This is a genomic window from Sebaldella termitidis ATCC 33386, from assembly GCF_000024405.1.
GTDB lineage: Bacteria > Fusobacteriota > Fusobacteriia > Fusobacteriales > Leptotrichiaceae > Sebaldella > Sebaldella termitidis.
Map to the genome: position 1 here is coordinate 796,975 of NC_013517.1, position 17,120 is coordinate 814,094.

14 protein-coding genes are annotated in these 17,120 nt (G+C 34.5%); 13 read left to right on the plus strand and 1 reads right to left on the minus strand.

All coding sequences use genetic code 11. The features are described 5' to 3' along the window. The first annotated feature begins 95 nt into the window (after positions 1-95). On the plus strand, positions 96-770 hold the full coding sequence (locus tag STERM_RS03580; protein ID WP_012860197.1) for a C40 family peptidase: 675 nt from the start codon (positions 96-98) through the stop codon (positions 768-770). Between the two features lie 73 nt (positions 771-843). Here STERM_RS03580 and STERM_RS03585 read toward each other — a convergent pair whose 3' ends face one another. Further along, positions 844-1,446 carry a TetR/AcrR family transcriptional regulator gene (locus STERM_RS03585; protein ID WP_012860198.1) on the minus strand — a complete coding sequence of 201 codons (603 nt, stop codon included), beginning with the start codon at positions 1,444-1,446 and terminating at the stop codon, positions 844-846. A gap of 287 nt (positions 1,447-1,733) precedes the next feature. On the opposite strand from STERM_RS03585, the gene thiI reads away from it, so the two are divergent. From thiI to STERM_RS03645, 12 genes are all read left to right on the plus strand, one after another. Continuing rightward, a complete protein-coding gene (gene thiI, locus STERM_RS03590; protein ID WP_012860199.1) occupies positions 1,734-2,900 on the plus strand; it encodes a tRNA uracil 4-sulfurtransferase ThiI in 1,167 nt (388 codons plus the stop codon). A 32-nt stretch (positions 2,901-2,932) separates the two neighbouring features. Beyond that, on the plus strand, positions 2,933-4,207 hold the full coding sequence (locus STERM_RS03595) for a YihY/virulence factor BrkB family protein (RefSeq protein WP_012860200.1): 1,275 nt from the start codon (positions 2,933-2,935) through the stop codon (positions 4,205-4,207). Positions 4,208-4,295: 88 nt separating this feature from the next. Continuing rightward, entirely contained in the window at positions 4,296-5,579 is a 1,284-nt protein-coding gene (locus STERM_RS03600; RefSeq protein WP_012860201.1) for a DNA recombination protein RmuC, read from the plus strand. Continuing rightward, positions 5,579-6,322: a L,D-transpeptidase family protein gene (locus STERM_RS03605; RefSeq protein WP_012860202.1), complete on the plus strand. Its 744-nt coding sequence runs from the start codon at positions 5,579-5,581 to the stop codon at positions 6,320-6,322. Before STERM_RS03600 ends, STERM_RS03605 begins: the two co-directional genes overlap by 1 nt. Before the next feature lie 103 nt (positions 6,323-6,425). After that, the gene (gene ispG / locus STERM_RS03610) at positions 6,426-7,478 is read left to right on the plus strand and encodes a flavodoxin-dependent (E)-4-hydroxy-3-methylbut-2-enyl-diphosphate synthase (protein ID WP_012860203.1); all 1,053 of its coding nucleotides are present in this window, start codon (positions 6,426-6,428) and stop codon (positions 7,476-7,478) included. A gap of 171 nt (positions 7,479-7,649) precedes the next feature. After that, complete coding sequence (leuS, locus tag STERM_RS03615) at positions 7,650-10,247, plus strand: leucine--tRNA ligase (protein WP_012860204.1); 2,598 nt, start codon at positions 7,650-7,652, stop codon at positions 10,245-10,247. A 28-nt stretch (positions 10,248-10,275) separates the two neighbouring features. Beyond that, the gene (gene mnmA, locus STERM_RS03620) at positions 10,276-11,337 is read left to right on the plus strand and encodes a tRNA 2-thiouridine(34) synthase MnmA (RefSeq protein WP_012860205.1); all 1,062 of its coding nucleotides are present in this window, start codon (positions 10,276-10,278) and stop codon (positions 11,335-11,337) included. Positions 11,338-11,353: 16 nt separating this feature from the next. Further along, a complete protein-coding gene (locus STERM_RS03625; RefSeq protein WP_012860206.1) occupies positions 11,354-12,073 on the plus strand; it encodes a hypothetical protein in 720 nt (239 codons plus the stop codon). 305 nt (positions 12,074-12,378) lie between these two features. Continuing rightward, on the plus strand, positions 12,379-13,305 hold the full coding sequence (locus STERM_RS03630; RefSeq protein WP_012860207.1) for an ADP-ribosylglycohydrolase family protein: 927 nt from the start codon (positions 12,379-12,381) through the stop codon (positions 13,303-13,305). Positions 13,306-13,409: 104 nt separating this feature from the next. Further along, on the plus strand, positions 13,410-14,348 hold the full coding sequence (locus tag STERM_RS03635) for an aminotransferase class IV (RefSeq protein ID WP_012860208.1): 939 nt from the start codon (positions 13,410-13,412) through the stop codon (positions 14,346-14,348). 454 nt (positions 14,349-14,802) lie between these two features. After that, entirely contained in the window at positions 14,803-16,275 is a 1,473-nt protein-coding gene (locus tag STERM_RS03640; RefSeq protein ID WP_012860209.1) for a DUF1254 domain-containing protein, read from the plus strand. A gap of 225 nt (positions 16,276-16,500) precedes the next feature. Next, entirely contained in the window at positions 16,501-17,052 is a 552-nt protein-coding gene (locus tag STERM_RS03645) for a hypothetical protein (protein ID WP_012860210.1), read from the plus strand. Positions 17,053-17,120 lie beyond the last annotated feature (68 nt).

Sequence of the window (17,120 nt, forward strand, 5' to 3'; positions counted from 1 at the left end):
AGTGCTGGACTTAGATATATTTTTCTATTATAATAAAAAATATTATATTTGAAATAAAATAAGCGAAGTTTAGATAAATTATTAAGGAGGATAAATTGAAAAAAGTTTGTATATTTTTATTTTTAGCAGTTAGTATATTCGGCTTCTCTAAAAAGACCTACGATGAAACAAAATTCAGACAGGAGCTTATAGACTGGGCTTCTTCCAAGGTGGGGGCTGCTTACAGTATGGAAAACCGATGGGGTGAAAATACTTATGACTGTTCGAGCTTCATAAGCAGAGGACTGCGTGAGACTGGAATGATATCTGTATCCGGCAAAAAATCTGATTACGGGACAACTGCCAGAGGTTTATACAATAACAGCGGTCAGAAAATAGAAAAAGATGATTACGGATTGCTGAAACCGGGGGATATAGTTCATTTTTCACCTGTTGTTTCCACTACTACTGGTCATGTGGGAATAGTAATAAGGAATCTTGGAAAGGGTAGAGTAGAGATAATAGATGCAAGAGGGACAATTTTCGGAGTAGTAAGAAGAGTAACGAATTTATCAAAAAATAAAAGATATTTAGGAGCAACAAGTGCTTCGCAGATTTTACGGAATAACGGCTATACTCCGGTTAATCAGGAAGGAATAATCAATATTCCTAAAAAATCATATCATCTGAGTCCGGTACAGTCAGCTGGAATTTTTACAGGCGGGATAATTATATTTTTTATAATGGTAAAAATATTTAAAAAACGAAAAAGAAGAAAAATAAAAGGATAAATATATTATAAAAAAAGCTATATCAAAACAAAAATATTTTTATTTTAATGCAGCTTTTATTTTTCCGGTGAAACTAAGACATAACCCTGTTTTCTACGTATAATCCTGACCAGATAAGATCATTCAGTATGTCAATTTTTTCATCATCCAGCGAAATATTCTTGTGGATAATGTCTTCCTTCATAAATTCATAAATGACTCCCAGAATAAAGGCGATTATGAATTCTGTACTTACATTTTTGATAATCCCTTTATCCTTGCATTTTTCCCAGAATGAGTTAAAAAAATTTGCTCCTGTGAACCGCCCTCTTTTTATCTCATCTGAAAGATAGCATGAACTTTTTGAAGTTATGATAAAGTTCAGCATACAAGGATTTGATTTATAAAAATAAATAACTTTTTTTACAAGATCCTCCATAAGAGTGGTGTACACTGTACACTCCTCATCTTTGGAAATTTCCGTGTAAGTTTTTATATCGACTGCTTCTATTAAACTGTTAATGCAGTAATAGTATAGTGTATTCAATAATTCTACTTTGCTGGAAAAGTAAAAATATACATTTCCAGGACTGACTTTTATTTTCTTGCACAGTCTTCCGATAGAAGCTTTTTCAAGACCAGTTTCAGCAACTAAGTCTAACATCCCTAATAAAATTTTTTCTTTCGTTTCAATCATTTCTCCCTAAAATCTCCTTCATAATTTTTATATCAATTAAAAGCTTACTATTCAGTAAAATCTTTCTGTTGATTGAATAATAATTCAAAACTCAAATAAAGTCAAGATAAAATTTGCAGACATTTAGTATGAATGTTCTAAAAATTGAACCTGAGTTGAATTTTTAAAGTGCTTCAAATATAAAAAAACAAAAAATATTTTTTTTGAAAAGTATAAAGATATAAAATATTTAAACCATCTCCATTCTATGATATAATTAGATAAAAATATAGTAAAGAGGGTATAAAATGTATAATGCTTTAGGAATAAGCTACGGAGAGCTGGCTTTGAAAGGAAAAAACAGAGGAAATTTTGAAAGAATTCTGAATACAAGAATAAGAAATATATTAAAAGGAACTGATTATAAATTAATAATAGACAGTTCAAAATTATATATACTGTCCGATCAGGAAAATATAGATGAAATAATAAGGAAAGTAAAAAAAATATTTGGAATAGTTCTTATTTCCCCGTCAGTACGTGTGGATAATGATGAGGATGAAATAAAAAAAGCTGTTTTGGAGGCAGCAGAAAGAGCTTATGAAAACGGAGCGAGAAATTTTAAAGTAGAAGTAAAAAGAAGCAATAAAAAATTTCAGAAAAGGTCAATGGATTTTGCAAGAGAGCTGGGAGGACACATCCTTGTGAACAGTAAATTTGAGCATGTGAAAATGAAAAATCCCGATGTGATGATATATCTTGAGATAAGAAACAGTACATATATATGCACTGAAAAAATAAAAACATACGGAGGACTGCCGCTGGGAACTACAGGAAAAGGTCTTGTACTTCTTTCTGGAGGGATAGACAGTCCGGTGGCTGCATTCATGATGGCCAAGAGAGGTATGTTTGTGAATGCGGTTACATTTCACAGCTTTCCTTTTACCAGTACTCAGGCATTGGAGAAAGTAAAGGAGCTGACTGAAATCCTGTCGCTTTATATACCCAAAACGAGACTTTTTTCTATGAATATATTGAAAATACAGCAGGAAATAAATCAGAAGACCAATAAAGAACTTGCTACTATTCTGACAAGAAGAGTAATGATGAGACTGGCTGAAAAACTTGCCAAAAGCAGGGGATACGGAGCTCTGATTACCGGAGAGAGTCTTGGTCAGGTGGCAAGCCAGACGATAGGCGGACTTACCTGTACGAATGCTTCTGTAAAGGATATCCCGGTTTTCAGACCGCTTATAGGCATGGACAAAACTGAAATTATGGATATTGCAGCAGAAATAGATACTTATGAAAAATCAATAGAGCCGTATGAAGACTCATGTGTAATTTTTGCACCAAAGCATCCGGTGACAAATCCTAAACTTGAAAATGTACTTTTGGAAGAGGAAAAAATCGAAGGTTATGATGAAATTATGGAAGAGATATACAATAATATGGAAATTTTTACTTTTGAATAATCTTAACAAATTTTAGAAGAACAGGTGAGAAAATGAGAAAAAAAGTAGAGAAAATGTATAATAAAATCAAGACTTTTAAAGAACATTTTGAAAAACAGATTCTTCTCGTAATAACAGTATACAGAAACTATAATGACAGTCAGACACAGCTATGGACAGCTTCACTGACATATTATTCAATACTGGCAGTGATTCCAGTAATAGCTCTTACTCTGGGAATAACAAAAGGCTTTGGAATAGATATGTTTTTTGAGGAAAAAATATACAGTACATTTCCTGAGAGCAAAGAAGGAGCCGCCATGATTATAAATGTGGCAAAAAAGCTTATTGATTCTACCAAAGGAAGTGTCCTCACAGGTGTCGGTGTGGTTATTTTGTTATGGACAATACTGAAACTGCTGCTGATGCTTGAAAATGCTTTTAACAGAGTATGGAAAGTAAAGAGAGACAGGTCTATTGTCAGAAGAATGATAGATTATGTAGCAATTGTCTTTTTGGGACCTATATTTTTTGCAGTGGTGCTGGCTACAATTTCTTTGCTTACCCGTTATTTGAGAGGACTGGCAAGAGGATTTCTGTTTAGTATGGGAGTACCTTTATTTCTTAATTTTGCCGGATTTCTGATTATAATATTATTATTTACATGTATTTATATAATAGTTCCGAATACAAAGGTAAAGTTTAAGCCTGCCCTTGTTGCCGGAATAGCCACTACAATAATGTTTTACATATTGAAATTTATATTTTTTCATGTACAGTCGTCAATTTCAAAATATAATGCAATATACGGAAGCTTGTCATTTATTCCGATATTTCTTATATGGGTACAGTATATATGGATGTCAGTACTGGTAGGGGCACAGATAAGCTTTTCCAGCCAAAATCTGGAAAAGTACAGTGTAACCAGAAATGCAGATGAAATGCCGGTGAAATTAAAAAAAGAGCTTTCGATACTGGTGATTTACTGTATGCTTAAGAAGTTTCACGAGGCAGAGGCTCCTTACAGCAGCAGAGAGCTTGCAAAAGAGCTGGGAGTGGAGGTTCCGTTAATGAGAGATATACTAAACGGACTTGAAGATATAGAATTAATAAATGAAATAGTAAATAACAGCGACGATGATAAATATCAGATTTCTGTAGATCCTGCAGTTCTTACTCTGGAAATGCTTCTGAATAAAATAGAGGTCAGAAATACAAACTTATATGAGGATGTGGAAATAAGCAAGAAATATAAGCCGATATTGAAGAATATACAAAAGGATATAATTTATAAAAATGAAAAACTGGTAAAGGATATAGAAAAATAATTTTTTGAATAAAAATATAATTTGATAAACCGGAATACTGCGGTAAATTCTCTGCGGTATTCTGACAGGAAATTTCAAAGGAGAGAGTATGGAGATAATAATAGTAGTTTTGCTGGCAGCTGTTATATTAATACAAATAATCGGCATTTTTTTCCAGAATAAAAAAAGAGCAGAGGAAAGCTCGGAAGTCACAGAGCTTTTAATTAAAAATATAAATAATGAGAAGGAAATTTTTCTGCAGATGGAAAATAATCTTGCATTAAAAAGTAAAAACACACTTCTTGAGGGTTTACAGGAAGTAAATAAAAATCTTTCGGCAAATAATGAAAATTTATTAATAAAATTCGGAAGTTTCAGTCAGAATCTTACTAATACTTCCGCAGAAAATAACAGACTGCTTACAAAGGATATCAATATATTTAAGGATGAGTTCAAATCCAGCATGAATAAGGATTTTGAACAATTAAACCAAAAAATAGAGTCAAGACTCGATATGCTGAATCTGAAAGTGGAGGAAAGACTTTCGAAGGGCTTCGAGCAGACAACAAAAACTTTTAATAATATAATAGAAAGACTTAGTAAAATAGACGAAGCACAGAAAAAAATAGACTCGCTTTCCACAAATATTATATCTTTGCAGGATGTACTTACTGATAAAAAGAGCAGGGGGATTTTCGGGGAAATACAGCTGAATCAGATATTAAAAACAGTATTTGGTGAAAGAAATGATAAAATCTTTTCGCTTCAGTATAAGCTTATCACGGGAGCAATAACGGATGCGGCAGTTTTTGCACCGGAACCTGTAGGAACAATATGTATAGATTCTAAGTTTCCTCTGGAAAATTATAAACGTATGTTTGATAAGAGTCTTGAGGAATCACAGAGAGAGGCTGCTAAAAAAGAATTCGGGATTAATCTCAGAAAGCATATTGATGATATTTCGGGAAAATATATTATAAAAGGGGAAACTGCCGATCAGGCAATAATGTTTCTTCCGGCAGAAGCAATATTTGCCGAAATAAATGCATATCATCAGGAAATTATAGAGTATTCCCACAAAAAGAAAGTATGGCTTGCATCTCCGACAACTCTGATGTCTGTGCTTACGACGCTTCAGGTGGTAATGGTAAATGTGGAAAGAGAAAAATATGCCCATGTGATACAGGAAGAGCTGCTCAGACTGGGGCAGGATTTTGACAGATATCAGAAAAGATGGACTAATCTTGCAAAGGATATAGATAAAGTGCATAAGGATGTGAAAGAGATTACAACCACTTCAAATAAAATAAGCAAGAGGTTTGATCAGATATCTACCGTAAAACTGGGGGAAAAATCAGAAATAACAGTATCTGAAGCAGACAAGGAGGAGTAATGGGGAAAAAGGGGAAAATAGCAGTCTTGGCTCTATTCTTTTTAGTGTTCATTGGGATCAGCAATAAAATAAGTTTTGAAAAAGTAATAGATGAAGGAGAAGAAATTATCAATACTATAAGCTTGGGAAATAAAGAATACAGAAATTCCGGCGAAAAAGGCGGACAGGAAAATATAAAAACGGGAAATCCTCTGTATATCAGAGTATTTAAAGAAGAAAAAGAACTGGAAATGTGGATAAAGAATGACAGCGGTACATACAGCCTGTATAAAGTATTTGATATATGTACTTTTTCGGGCGGACTGGGTCCCAAGAAGAAGGAAGGGGACAAAAAAAGTCCTGAGGGATTTTACTACACACAAAAATCATTTTTAAATCCAAACAGTGCATATCATCTTTCATTTAATATAGGATATCCGAATGAATATGATAAAAGTCACGGTTATACGGGAAGCCTTATAATGATTCACGGAGACTGCCTGTCTATAGGCTGTTATGCGATGACTGATAAATATATAGAAGAAATTTACGGGTTAGTGGAAAAAACGCTTAATAACGGTCAGGAAAAAATAAATGTTGATGTTTTTCCGTTTAAAATGACAGCAGCTAATATGAAACGGCATAAAAAATCGGAATATTACAGCTTTTGGGAAGAGCTAAAGCCCGGCTATGATTATTTTGAAAAAAATAAGATACCTCCGAGAATGACAGTAGAGAATAAAAAATATAAGCTGATGCCCTGATAAAGCATCTGAAAAATTAAAAAAAACAAGCTGTCTCTTGACAAAAAGAGAAAAAAGGTATAATCTGATTTATCAGGAAAATTACATAATGTAAGGAGGAAAAATGAGCCGGATAGTAAAAATAGGAAATGTAGTAATAGGCGGCGGAAATCCTATAGCAATACAATCAATGACAAATACAGATACAAAAGATGTAGATGCCACGGTAAAGCAGATAAAGGAATTGGCAAGTGCAGGATGCCATATAGTAAGAATGGCAGTAAAAGATAAGTATGATGCAGAGGCAGTAAAAGCAATAAAAAACGAAGTATCAGCAGTTCCACTTGTGGCAGATATACATTTTGACTATAGATTAGCCCTGGCGGCAATGGAAAACGGGATAGACAAGATAAGAATAAATCCCGGAAATATAGGTGACGAGGGAAAAGTAAAACTCGTGGCGGATGAAGCCAAAAGAAGAAGCATACCGATAAGAATCGGAATAAATTCGGGTTCTCTGGAAAAGCATCTTTTGATGAAATACGGTCATCCTACACCTGAAGCGATGGTAGCAAGTGCAATGTTTCATGTCAGACTTCTGGAAAAATACGGTTTTGAGGATATTGTTATTTCTCTGAAATCAAGTAATGTAAAAACAATGTATGATGCATATGTGAAAATGTCCGAGAATACGGACTATCCTCTTCATCTCGGTGTAACAGAAGCAGGAACCATGGAAAGAGGAAGCATAAAAAGTGCAATGGGAATAGGCGGACTTTTGTTAAGGGGAATAGGAGATACAATAAGGGTTTCGCTTACTGAAAATCCGGTAGAAGAAATAGGTGTAGCAAAAACTATTCTGAAAGTGTCCGGCTATATAGATGAGGGTGTAGATATAGTTTCATGTCCCACATGCGGAAGGACGGAAATAGATCTTATCGGTCTGGCAAAGCAGGTCGAAAAGGAGTTTAAAGATAAAAACTATAACATAGACATAGCTGTAATGGGATGTGTGGTAAACGGTCCCGGTGAAGCAAGAGAAGCTGATTATGGAATAGCAGGCGGAAAACAGGTGACAGTTCTGTTCAAAAAAGGACAGATAATAAAAAAAGTAGCTGAATCAGAAGCTTTGGAAGAACTAAAGAAAATGATAGAAGAAGATATGCATAAAAAATAAAAAGCTGAAAGCACTAAGACCGGTATCTGTTTGGAGCCGGTTTTATTTTACAGGAGACAGTCGGGTGTTGAAGATGCTGGTAATTGTATATTTCAACACAGATTTCTTGTGAAAAAAGTTAATTTATGTTATTATTAAGATAAAAAATAAAATTTATGGAAAGGGAGTTTCATGAGAGAGTACAATCCAAAAGAAATAGAGAACAAATGGCAGTCAAAATGGAATAAAGACAATATTTTCAAAAGTGAAAATGTAAGCGATAAGGAAAATTACTACATTCTGGAAATGTTTGCCTACCCGTCGGGAAATCTGCACGTTGGCCATCTTAGAAATTATACCATAGGTGATGCTATTGCCAGATATAAAAAAATGAAGGGCTTCAATGTACTTCATCCATTCGGGTGGGACAGTTTCGGACTTCCTGCTGAAAACGCAGCTATTGAAAATAAAGCACATCCGGGAGACTGGACCCGTAAAAATATAGATAATATGAAAAGACAGCTGAAACTAATGGGGATATCACATGACTGGTCCCGTGAGCTGGCAACATATCAGGAAAATTATTACAAATGGAATCAGTGGATGTTTATAAAAATGTATGAAAAAGGTCTGGTATATAAGAAAAAATCTTATGTTAACTGGTGTCCTGAGTGTAATACAGTTCTGGCTAATGAACAGGTAGAAGACGGAAAGTGCTGGAGACACTCAAAAACTGATGTTATTCAGAAAGAGCTTGATCAGTGGTATTTCAAAATTACCGACTATTCGGAAGAGCTTCTTCAAAGTCATGATGATCTGGCAGGAAACTGGCCTGATAAAGTAATTACAATGCAGAAAAACTGGATAGGCAAGTCATACGGAACAGAAATAGACTTTGTTCTGGAAGACGGAAAAACTAAAATACCTGCATTTACTACAAGACCTGACACATTATACGGAGTGACATATGTAGTACTGGCTCCCGAGCATCCCGTAGTAGAGGATATTATACTGAAAGATAATCCTGCTCTGAAAGTCAAAACTGATGCAATGATAAATGAGGATAAGATAGAAAGAACGGCTGAAGATAAAGAAAAAGAAGGCTTTTTTACGGGGAAATATGTTACTAATCCCGTAAACGGCGAAAAAATACCTTTGTGGGTAGGAAACTATGTATTGATGGACTATGGTACAGGGGCAGTAATGGCAGTTCCTGCTCATGACGAAAGAGATTTTCTGTTCGCAGGTAAATATGATCTGCCATTAAGAGTAGTTATAGAGCCCGAAGGGGAAAAGCTGGATATCAGCACAATGAAACAGGCTTACACAGGAGAGGGTATTCTTGTTAATTCTGATAAATTTGACGGAATGAAAAATAATGATGCCAAAACTGCTGTTTCAGAATATCTTGAGGAGATAAAGGGAGGATTAAGAACTGTAAATTACAGACTTCATGACTGGCTTTTAAGCAGACAGAGATATTGGGGAACTCCGATACCGGCTTTATACTGTGAAAAATGCGGTTTGGTTATGGAAAAAATAGAAAACCTGCCTGTAAAGCTCCCTATGGATATAGAATTTTCCGGTGTGGGAAATCCTTTGGAAACATCAGAGCAGTTTAAGAATGTAACATGTCCTGTATGCGGCGGAACAGCTAAAAGGGAGACAGATACAATGGATACATTTGTGGATTCTTCATGGTATTATCTGAGATTTTTGAACCCGAACCTGGATACTGCACCTTTTGATAAAACTGATGCAGATAACTGGACTCCTGTAGACCAGTATATAGGCGGAGTAGAGCATGCCGTAATGCATCTTCTTTATGCAAGGTTTTTTCATAAAGTACTAAGGGATATGGGACTTTTGAGTTCTAATGAGCCGTTTAGAAGACTGCTTACTCAGGGAATGGTTCTCGGACCTTCGTATTATTCAAATGAAGAAAGAAAATTTTATTTTGAGGCAGATGTGAATGTTGACAATAAGACTGGTAAAGCTTATTCAAAGAAAACAGGAGAAGAGCTTGCAGTAAAAGTGGAAAAAATGTCTAAGTCAAAGAATAATGGTGTAGATCCGGAAGTAATAGTAAAAGAATACGGAGCAGATTCTGCAAGAGTATTTTCTTTATTTGCAGCGCCGCCTGAAAAAGAGCTGGAGTGGAATATGAACGGTCTTGCAGGGGCATACAGATTTTTGAACAGATTATTTTTATTAATAGAGGATACAAAGGAGTTTTCTGAAGCCGGTGAGATAGATCACGGCAAGAGAAATAACGAAGATTCCGAAATACAGAAAAAACTTCACCAGACAGTGAAAAAGGTCAGTGAAAGCATGGAGGATAATTTTCACTTTAATACAGCAATAGCAGCATTAATGGAGCTTTTGAATGATATGACTTCATACAGACAAAAGGTTATAGATACTGGGAAGATCAGCAGCGAGTCAAAGAAAATATGGAGAGAAGTAATGGAAAAAACAGTATTAATGCTGTCTCCTTTTGCACCGCATATAGCTGACGAACTGTGGTCTGCCTCTGGAAGAGAAGGATATGCTTTTCTTGAAAGCTGGCCTGAATATATCGAGGAATTGACAAAAGAAAGTAAGATTAATCTTGTAGTTCAGGTAAACGGTAAATTAAGAGATACTATTCTTGCAGATGTTAACATACCAAAGGAAGAGCTGGAGAAAATAGCTCTTGCTTCCGAAAAGGCGCAAAAATTTCTGGAAGGTAAGGAAATAGTCAAGGTAGTGGTAGTTCCTAATAAACTGGTAAATATTGTTGTAAAATAATTACAAAAAAGAAAACAGGAAAGAAAATATGAAAACAAAAGTTATAGTAGGAATGAGCGGCGGCGTGGATAGTTCTGCCGCTGCTCTTTTTTTAAAGAAGCAGGGATATGAGGTAATAGGTATAACACTGAAACATCTCCCTGATGAACTATCTGAAAACGGCGGGAAGACCTGCTGCTCCATTGATGATATAACTGATGCAAAAAATGTATGCAGTCATTTGGAAATACCGCATTACACCATTGATGTATCAGAAGAATTCAAAAAAGAGGTCATGGATTATTTTATAAAAATGTATAATGAGGGAAAAACTCCCTCACCTTGTGTTATATGCGATGAAAAGATAAAAATAAAAAAGCTTGCAGAGATTGCGGATAAAATGGGTGCAGAATATATAGCGACAGGGCATTATTCGGGGAAAACCCTTGAAAATAAGCTTATATGGGACAGAGAGAATACAAAGGATCAGACATATATGCTTTACAGACTTGATACTGGTATTCTTTCAAGAATGCTGTTTCCGCTGTCAGGCTATAACAAGAAGGAAATACGCGAGATAGTAAAAGAAGCAGGAATAAGAATTCACTCAAAGCCTGACAGTCAGGGCATATGCTTTGCCCCGAAGGGCTATGAGGATTTTTTGAAAGGCAGCAAGGAAATAGTAATAAAAGAAGGGCTTTTTAAGGATAAAAACGGAAATGTACTTGGAAAGCATAAGGGATATCAGTTATTTACAGTGGGTCAGAGAAGAGGGCTGGGTATTAATCTGGGAAAAATGTATTTTATAACGGATATTATACCTGAGGAGAATCTGATAATTCTGGGAGAATTTCAGGATTTGATGAAAAAGTCGGTAAAGGTAATAAATTATAAATTTAATACAGAGCTGGAAAATACAGCCGGGAAAAAAATTACTGCAAGACCGAGATTTTCCAGTAAGGGATTAACAGGAGAAATTATTACAAAGGATAAAGAAGTTTATTTTGTATTTGATAATGAAAATGCAGAAAATGCAGAAGGACAGCACATAGTTTTTTATCTTGATGATGTACTTATCGGAGGCGGGGAAATAGCATTTTATAAATTTTAACAGGAGGATTTTTTACATGATTAATATTTTTGAGGTTTTAAGCAAAACATTTGATGATTATAAAAATAATTTTTTTAAGGCTTCTGTTTTATGCCTTATAATATACTGGTTTTATGAGCGAGGATTTTATATTTACAGTCCTTTGGATTTTTTTGCATACACTGCTTCTGGAGACAGCTTTTTTACACTGAGATTTATTTTGAGCTCTATAATAACCTTATTATTAGGCTCTATATTGATTTTCGGAGTTTATGATTATTTTTTGAAAATAAGCAGAAACGAAACTTATGGATTCATTATGTTAAGAAAAAACTACAATTTGACAATAACAGGAATTTTTTTGATGATTGGCTATTTTTTAACAGCTGCAGTGTTTTTTTTCATGATGTTTGTTTTTTCAAACGGGACAGCACTTACAGGAAAAAATATATATTTGAATGAATATATAAAAATTATTGTTGATTTTATTCCGATGTTTGTGATTTTATTTTATTCACTTATATTTTTTATAATAATAGACAATCCTCATTATAATGTCTGGGAAGTAATAAGGGAAAGTATTCTCCTTTTCAGGTTTCCCGACATACTTAACATGACAGCGCTGTTTATATTATTTGCTCTTTTGAAGTATGCGGCGGATCTGACAAGAGGGCTTGCTTATCTGGTTCTTATTCCGATGCTTTTTCTCTTTATGGCAAATTATTATAATGAATTATATTTGAGAAGGAATTCATAAAGTCGTAGTACATTAAAAAAATAAAATATGGTATATAAAATCCGGGAAAGTATTATTTGATATTGAAAATACCGGATTTTTGTTTTTCCATATATTTTAAAATAATAGAAAAATAAAAAATATATAATATTCTTGAAAAAATGACTGACAAAATTTTGGAAAAATGATAATATAGAAGTGTATGTATTACTGTCTGGATTTTGGAAATACTGTCTGGTAGTAACCGTCTGCAGATTAGTAAAAAATGGGGATTTATGTATTTGGCATTATAGGCTGAAAAAATTCAATTTATGGGAGTATGAAGAATGAGAGAAAAAATGAAGAGCGGGATTTACGGATATTTGATCGGTGATGCTGTCGGGGTTCCATACGAGTTTTGTACCTCTGAAAAACTCAGAAGACTGGAAAAAATAGATATGATACCTCCGAAGAAGTTCAACAGATCACATAAAGAAGTAAAACCCGGAACATGGTCGGATGACGGGGCACAGATGCTTTGTATGTTTGCGAGCCTCATGGAATGCAGAAGTTTTAACGTAAATAATCTGGCAAAAAAGCTTTTGGCTTGGTATGAAAAAGGATATATGGCTGTGAATCAGAAAGTTTTTGATGTGGGGGTACAAACGTCAAGATCACTGATAGAATATAGTAAAACTAAAAATCCTCTGACATCTGGACTTGTAGTAAAGAATGGCAGAGGGAATGGTTCTCTTATGCGTGTATTTCCGCTCGGGCTGTATAACAGTGAGCACGGGGAGGATAAAATTGTGGAATATGCACATCTGCAGTCAATGATTACTCACGGGGATATTGTTCCGCAGATATGCTGTGCTTTTTACAGTCTTTGGGTAAGAGAGACCGCAAAAGGCGGAAGTATAAAGGAATCGTACGAAAGATCTGCTGATAAGCTTATGAAAATATATGATGGTCAGACAGAGTACCTTTATTACCTTAATGAAAGGCTGAGACCGCTGGATTATAATATAAAGGGAAAAGGAACAGGCTATGTGCTGGATACGCTGAGAAGTGTACGGGATGTATTATTTGAGCATAATAATTACAGAGATGTAATAATTAATGCCGTTTTACTTGGAAATGATACAGATACTGTAGCTGCCATAGCAGGAGGTATAGCAGGTGTACATTATGGATATGAAGCCATACCTGAAGACTGGCTGAGGCTGCTGAAAGGTAAAAATATCGTAGAGAAGCTTCTTGCTAATTACTCTTAAAAATAAGTAAATCTTATGATAAAAATATTTTTTATTAATTTTACTAATGAGTATTTATTATGGTAATATATAATATAAGATGTAAATTTAGGAGGTAGAAAGATATGGCTGAAACAGCAGATTTTATGGAATATGCTTATTTTAGAAAAAATATAGTCGAATTCGAAAAGGCACAGGTAAGTATAGCAGCAAACAGTCTGCAATACGGAACTCTCGCTTTTGGAGGAATAAGAGGATATTTCAGAAATGGAAAAACAACAATATTCAGATTGAAAGAACACCATGAAAGATTAATGAATGCTTCAAAAATGCTGGGCTTTGAGTATTATATAGAATATGAGGAATTTAGAAATATAATGGGAGAGCTGATAAAGAAAAATAATGTATCCGGGGATTTTTACATCAGACCGTTTATATTTTGTGATACTCCAAGAATAGCACCAAAAAAACCGGGATTGGAATTTGATCTGGCAGTTTATTTTCTTCGTATGGATGACTATGTGAAATTTGACGGCGGAGTAAGATTTATGAGTTCTACATACAGAAAATATAATGATGCTTCTATACCGACAAAGGCAAAAGCAGGAGGGGCATATATAAATTCATTTCTGGCAACAAGTGATGCCGTAAGAAACGGATATGACGAGGCCCTTATGATGGATGATCAGGGAAATGTAGTGGAAGCTGCAGTAGCTAATGTTCTGGTAGTATACAGAGGAAGACTCTTGATACCGGATACAGGGGCGGCAGCACTGGAAGGAATAACAATCAGAACTGTCGTGGAATTATTAGAGCATGCAGGACATACTGTGGAAAGAGAAAGAATAGACAGATCAATGATTTTTTCCGCAGATGAGCTTTTGGTGACAGGAACAGCAATGAAGGTAGTTTATGCTGAATCTCTGGACGGAAAACCAATAGGAACACCTAATTATTCTGAAAAGCCGAAGGCAGGAAAATTCTGTAAATTCTTACAGGAGGAATTTGAAAAAGTAATAAACGGAGATCATGAAAAATCAAAAGACTGGTTGGAAGTGTTCTAAACTTATATATAAAGCAGGGCTGTATCGTGAGATGCAGCTTTTTTTGATATAAGAGAAAGTAAATTTGAAGATATCGGGGAGAAAGATGGGGGAAATTATAGAAATGGAGCTTTTTAAACAGGAGACTGTAAAAACTAATTAAATAAGATATTTTTAGTATAAGAGATATTTTAATAATAAGGGGAATGATTTTTTGCTTTTTTAATCATGCTGATGATAATCGACTTACTGGTTAATATTTTTAATTGAGGAAACGGGCATGGGAAAAGGGGAAAATTTAAGCTAGTAAGTACTAAAATAAAAAGTGATGTATAGTAAATAGAAAAATAAAATATATAATTAAGAAGATTCGAAAAAACCTAATGGACAATATTTTGAATATAAGATATAATTAAATAGAATTAATGTAAAATAAGAAGGTCTGTTCAATAACTGTCAAAAACAAGGAGGAAACATGAGAAAATCTAAAATATTATCTGCTGCTGTATTAGCATTGCTGTTAACAGCAACAACGTATACGGCCGGCACTGTCAGTACAGCTGCAAAGACAAATACTGCAGCAGTGAAAAATGTAAATACTGAAAATATGGAATTTACAGAGGCTTATGTAAAAGAGATCGGGAAAATGTCATATTTTTGGGGCTGGCCAATGGTAAATATGCATAACAGATATATAATAAGTTCACAAAATACTTCAATCGGTCTGCAGGGCGGTACTGTGCCGACCGCACCTCTTAATTATCTTTCAATGTTTCATGACTACGTAGATCCTGGAGGCAGAGTAGTAGCCTGTCCTAATCAGGATGTTGTTTACGGACAGTCAATGATGTCTCTTGATAAAGATGCTGTTATAGTACAGGTTCCCGATTTTAAAGGAAGATTCTGGGTTTATCAGATAGTAAACCAAAGAACAGACTCTATAGCAGAATTAGGTTCCATGTATAATTCAAAGCCCGGATTTTATATGATAACAGGACCTGACTGGAAAGGGACTGTACCAAAAGAAGTAATTAAAGTATTTCATTCTGATACAAAAATCGCATATGCAATACCGAGAATATTCATGAATGATACTGCGGAAGACAAAAAAGACATACAGGAGTTTATTAATAAGATAGATATATATCCTCTTTCAGAATTTGACGGCAAGGTGAAAGAAAGAAGCTGGGCTGACTTACCAATATTATCAGCACCTGCAACACAGGGCAGCAGTGAAGTAAAATGGGTGGATCCTGCTAAGTTTGCGGATGAGCTTCCTGTTATATTACAGGATGTACCGCCGTTAGCCGGGGAAGAAAATCTTTATGCGACTATGAAATCAGTACTTGAAGTGATAAAGAATAATCCTAAACTAAAGGAAGCATTTACTCAGGGAGCAGTGGAAGCAGATAAAGAGCTTGTAACACCATTATTTCAATTTAGCAACTATGGAATTAAGCTAAAAAATAATTGGACAACAACAAATAATGGAGCAGATTTCGGAACAGATTATTATACAAGAACAGCAGCGGCGAAGTCTAATATATTTATAAATAAAGCAGCAGAAACAAAGTATTTTTATCAGGATTTTGATTCAAATAAAGAAAGATTAAACGGAAGTAATAAATATACGGTAACTTTTCCAAAAGGGCAGATACCGCCTGTGAACGGCTTCTGGTCATTGACTTTGTATAATTCAGAGCATTTTTTTGAGCCGAATGAAATAAACCGATATTCACTTGGAACAAAAAATAAAGATTTAAAATATAACAGGGATGGCTCACTGACATTATATGTTCAGTCTGAAAAGCCGTCAAAGGACAAGGAAAGTAACTGGCTTCCCGCACCAAAGAACGGGGAATTTTCATTATATATAAGAGCTTACTGGCCTAAAGAGGTCATAAGTAACGGACAGTGGACACCTCCAGCAGTAATTAAAGCGAAATAAATGAAAATCAGATTATGGGGTTACACATTAGAGACGAAGTAAAGGTATCTGAATAATTTGAAAAGATAAAATAGAGCCGTAAGAAGCGGCTCTTTTTTGGTGCAATAAATCCATATTATTTTTATAGTATTGTTAAATATAGTTTAGTATAGTAGAATAAGATAAAGAATGCAGGAACTTCAAATAAATGTATCAGCTCGGAAAGCAGGCTTTGAAAGGAATATAATGAAGAAAAAAAATTATGATTTTTTAAAAATATTCGCAGCAGCAATAATACTAATTGGAGGAACTATCTGGTCAGTTAATCTGGTAATGACTGTGGAAAATAAAATTGCTCTTATGAATCGGGATAAACTTGTTCTTATTGAGGGAAAGGTTACCAGTCAGAAAGAATACTCCCTGAATCGCAGTGATATTGTATATGTGGATTGCAAAAATAATTGTATTGCACGTGTGAGGTATACTAAAATTATGCTTGAAAATAATCCGGAGTATTATTATCTGAATGGATATAGTGCTGAGGATCTTACAGGAAAAAGAGTGAAAACCTATTATGACAGAAATAAAAAAATTTTTCCAAAAGGGAAAACTGATTCTTTTGGGCTGTTTCTTGACAATAGAGAATTAATACCGGTTATTAGTAAGAGAGACCGTGATTCCAAAAGTGTTTATGTGTATTTGATGATAATGATTTTTGCAGATATAACATCTGTTGCTGTAATTCTTTTAATAATGTGGGAAAATTCTGTTTTTAATAATAACAGGAAAACAAGCTGAGAAACAGAAGAATTATATAACAGTAGCATTAATAATAAAAAATCAAAAGATATATAATAATATAGAAA

Bases quoted from the DNA above. Each gene is read 5' to 3' on its own strand.
- STERM_RS03605 (WP_012860202.1), top strand. From the start codon at position 5,579: ATGGGGAAAAAGGGGAAAATAGCAGTCTTGGCTCTATTCTTTTTAGTG.
- STERM_RS03635 (WP_012860208.1), top strand. From the start codon at position 13,410: ATGGCTGAAACAGCAGATTTTATGGAATATGCTTATTTTAGAAAAAAT.
- STERM_RS03595 (WP_012860200.1), top strand. From the start codon at position 2,933: ATGAGAAAAAAAGTAGAGAAAATGTATAATAAAATCAAGACTTTTAAA.
- STERM_RS03625 (WP_012860206.1), top strand. From the start codon at position 11,354: ATGATTAATATTTTTGAGGTTTTAAGCAAAACATTTGATGATTATAAA.
- STERM_RS03585 (WP_012860198.1), bottom strand. From the start codon at position 1,446: ATGATTGAAACGAAAGAAAAAATTTTATTAGGGATGTTAGACTTAGTT.
- STERM_RS03645 (WP_012860210.1), top strand. From the start codon at position 16,501: ATGAAGAAAAAAAATTATGATTTTTTAAAAATATTCGCAGCAGCAATA.
- thiI (WP_012860199.1), top strand. From the start codon at position 1,734: ATGTATAATGCTTTAGGAATAAGCTACGGAGAGCTGGCTTTGAAAGGA.
- STERM_RS03630 (WP_012860207.1), top strand. From the start codon at position 12,379: ATGAGAGAAAAAATGAAGAGCGGGATTTACGGATATTTGATCGGTGAT.
- leuS (WP_012860204.1), top strand. From the start codon at position 7,650: ATGAGAGAGTACAATCCAAAAGAAATAGAGAACAAATGGCAGTCAAAA.
- ispG (WP_012860203.1), top strand. From the start codon at position 6,426: ATGAGCCGGATAGTAAAAATAGGAAATGTAGTAATAGGCGGCGGAAAT.
- STERM_RS03600 (WP_012860201.1), top strand. From the start codon at position 4,296: ATGGAGATAATAATAGTAGTTTTGCTGGCAGCTGTTATATTAATACAA.
- mnmA (WP_012860205.1), top strand. From the start codon at position 10,276: ATGAAAACAAAAGTTATAGTAGGAATGAGCGGCGGCGTGGATAGTTCT.
- STERM_RS03640 (WP_012860209.1), top strand. From the start codon at position 14,803: ATGAGAAAATCTAAAATATTATCTGCTGCTGTATTAGCATTGCTGTTA.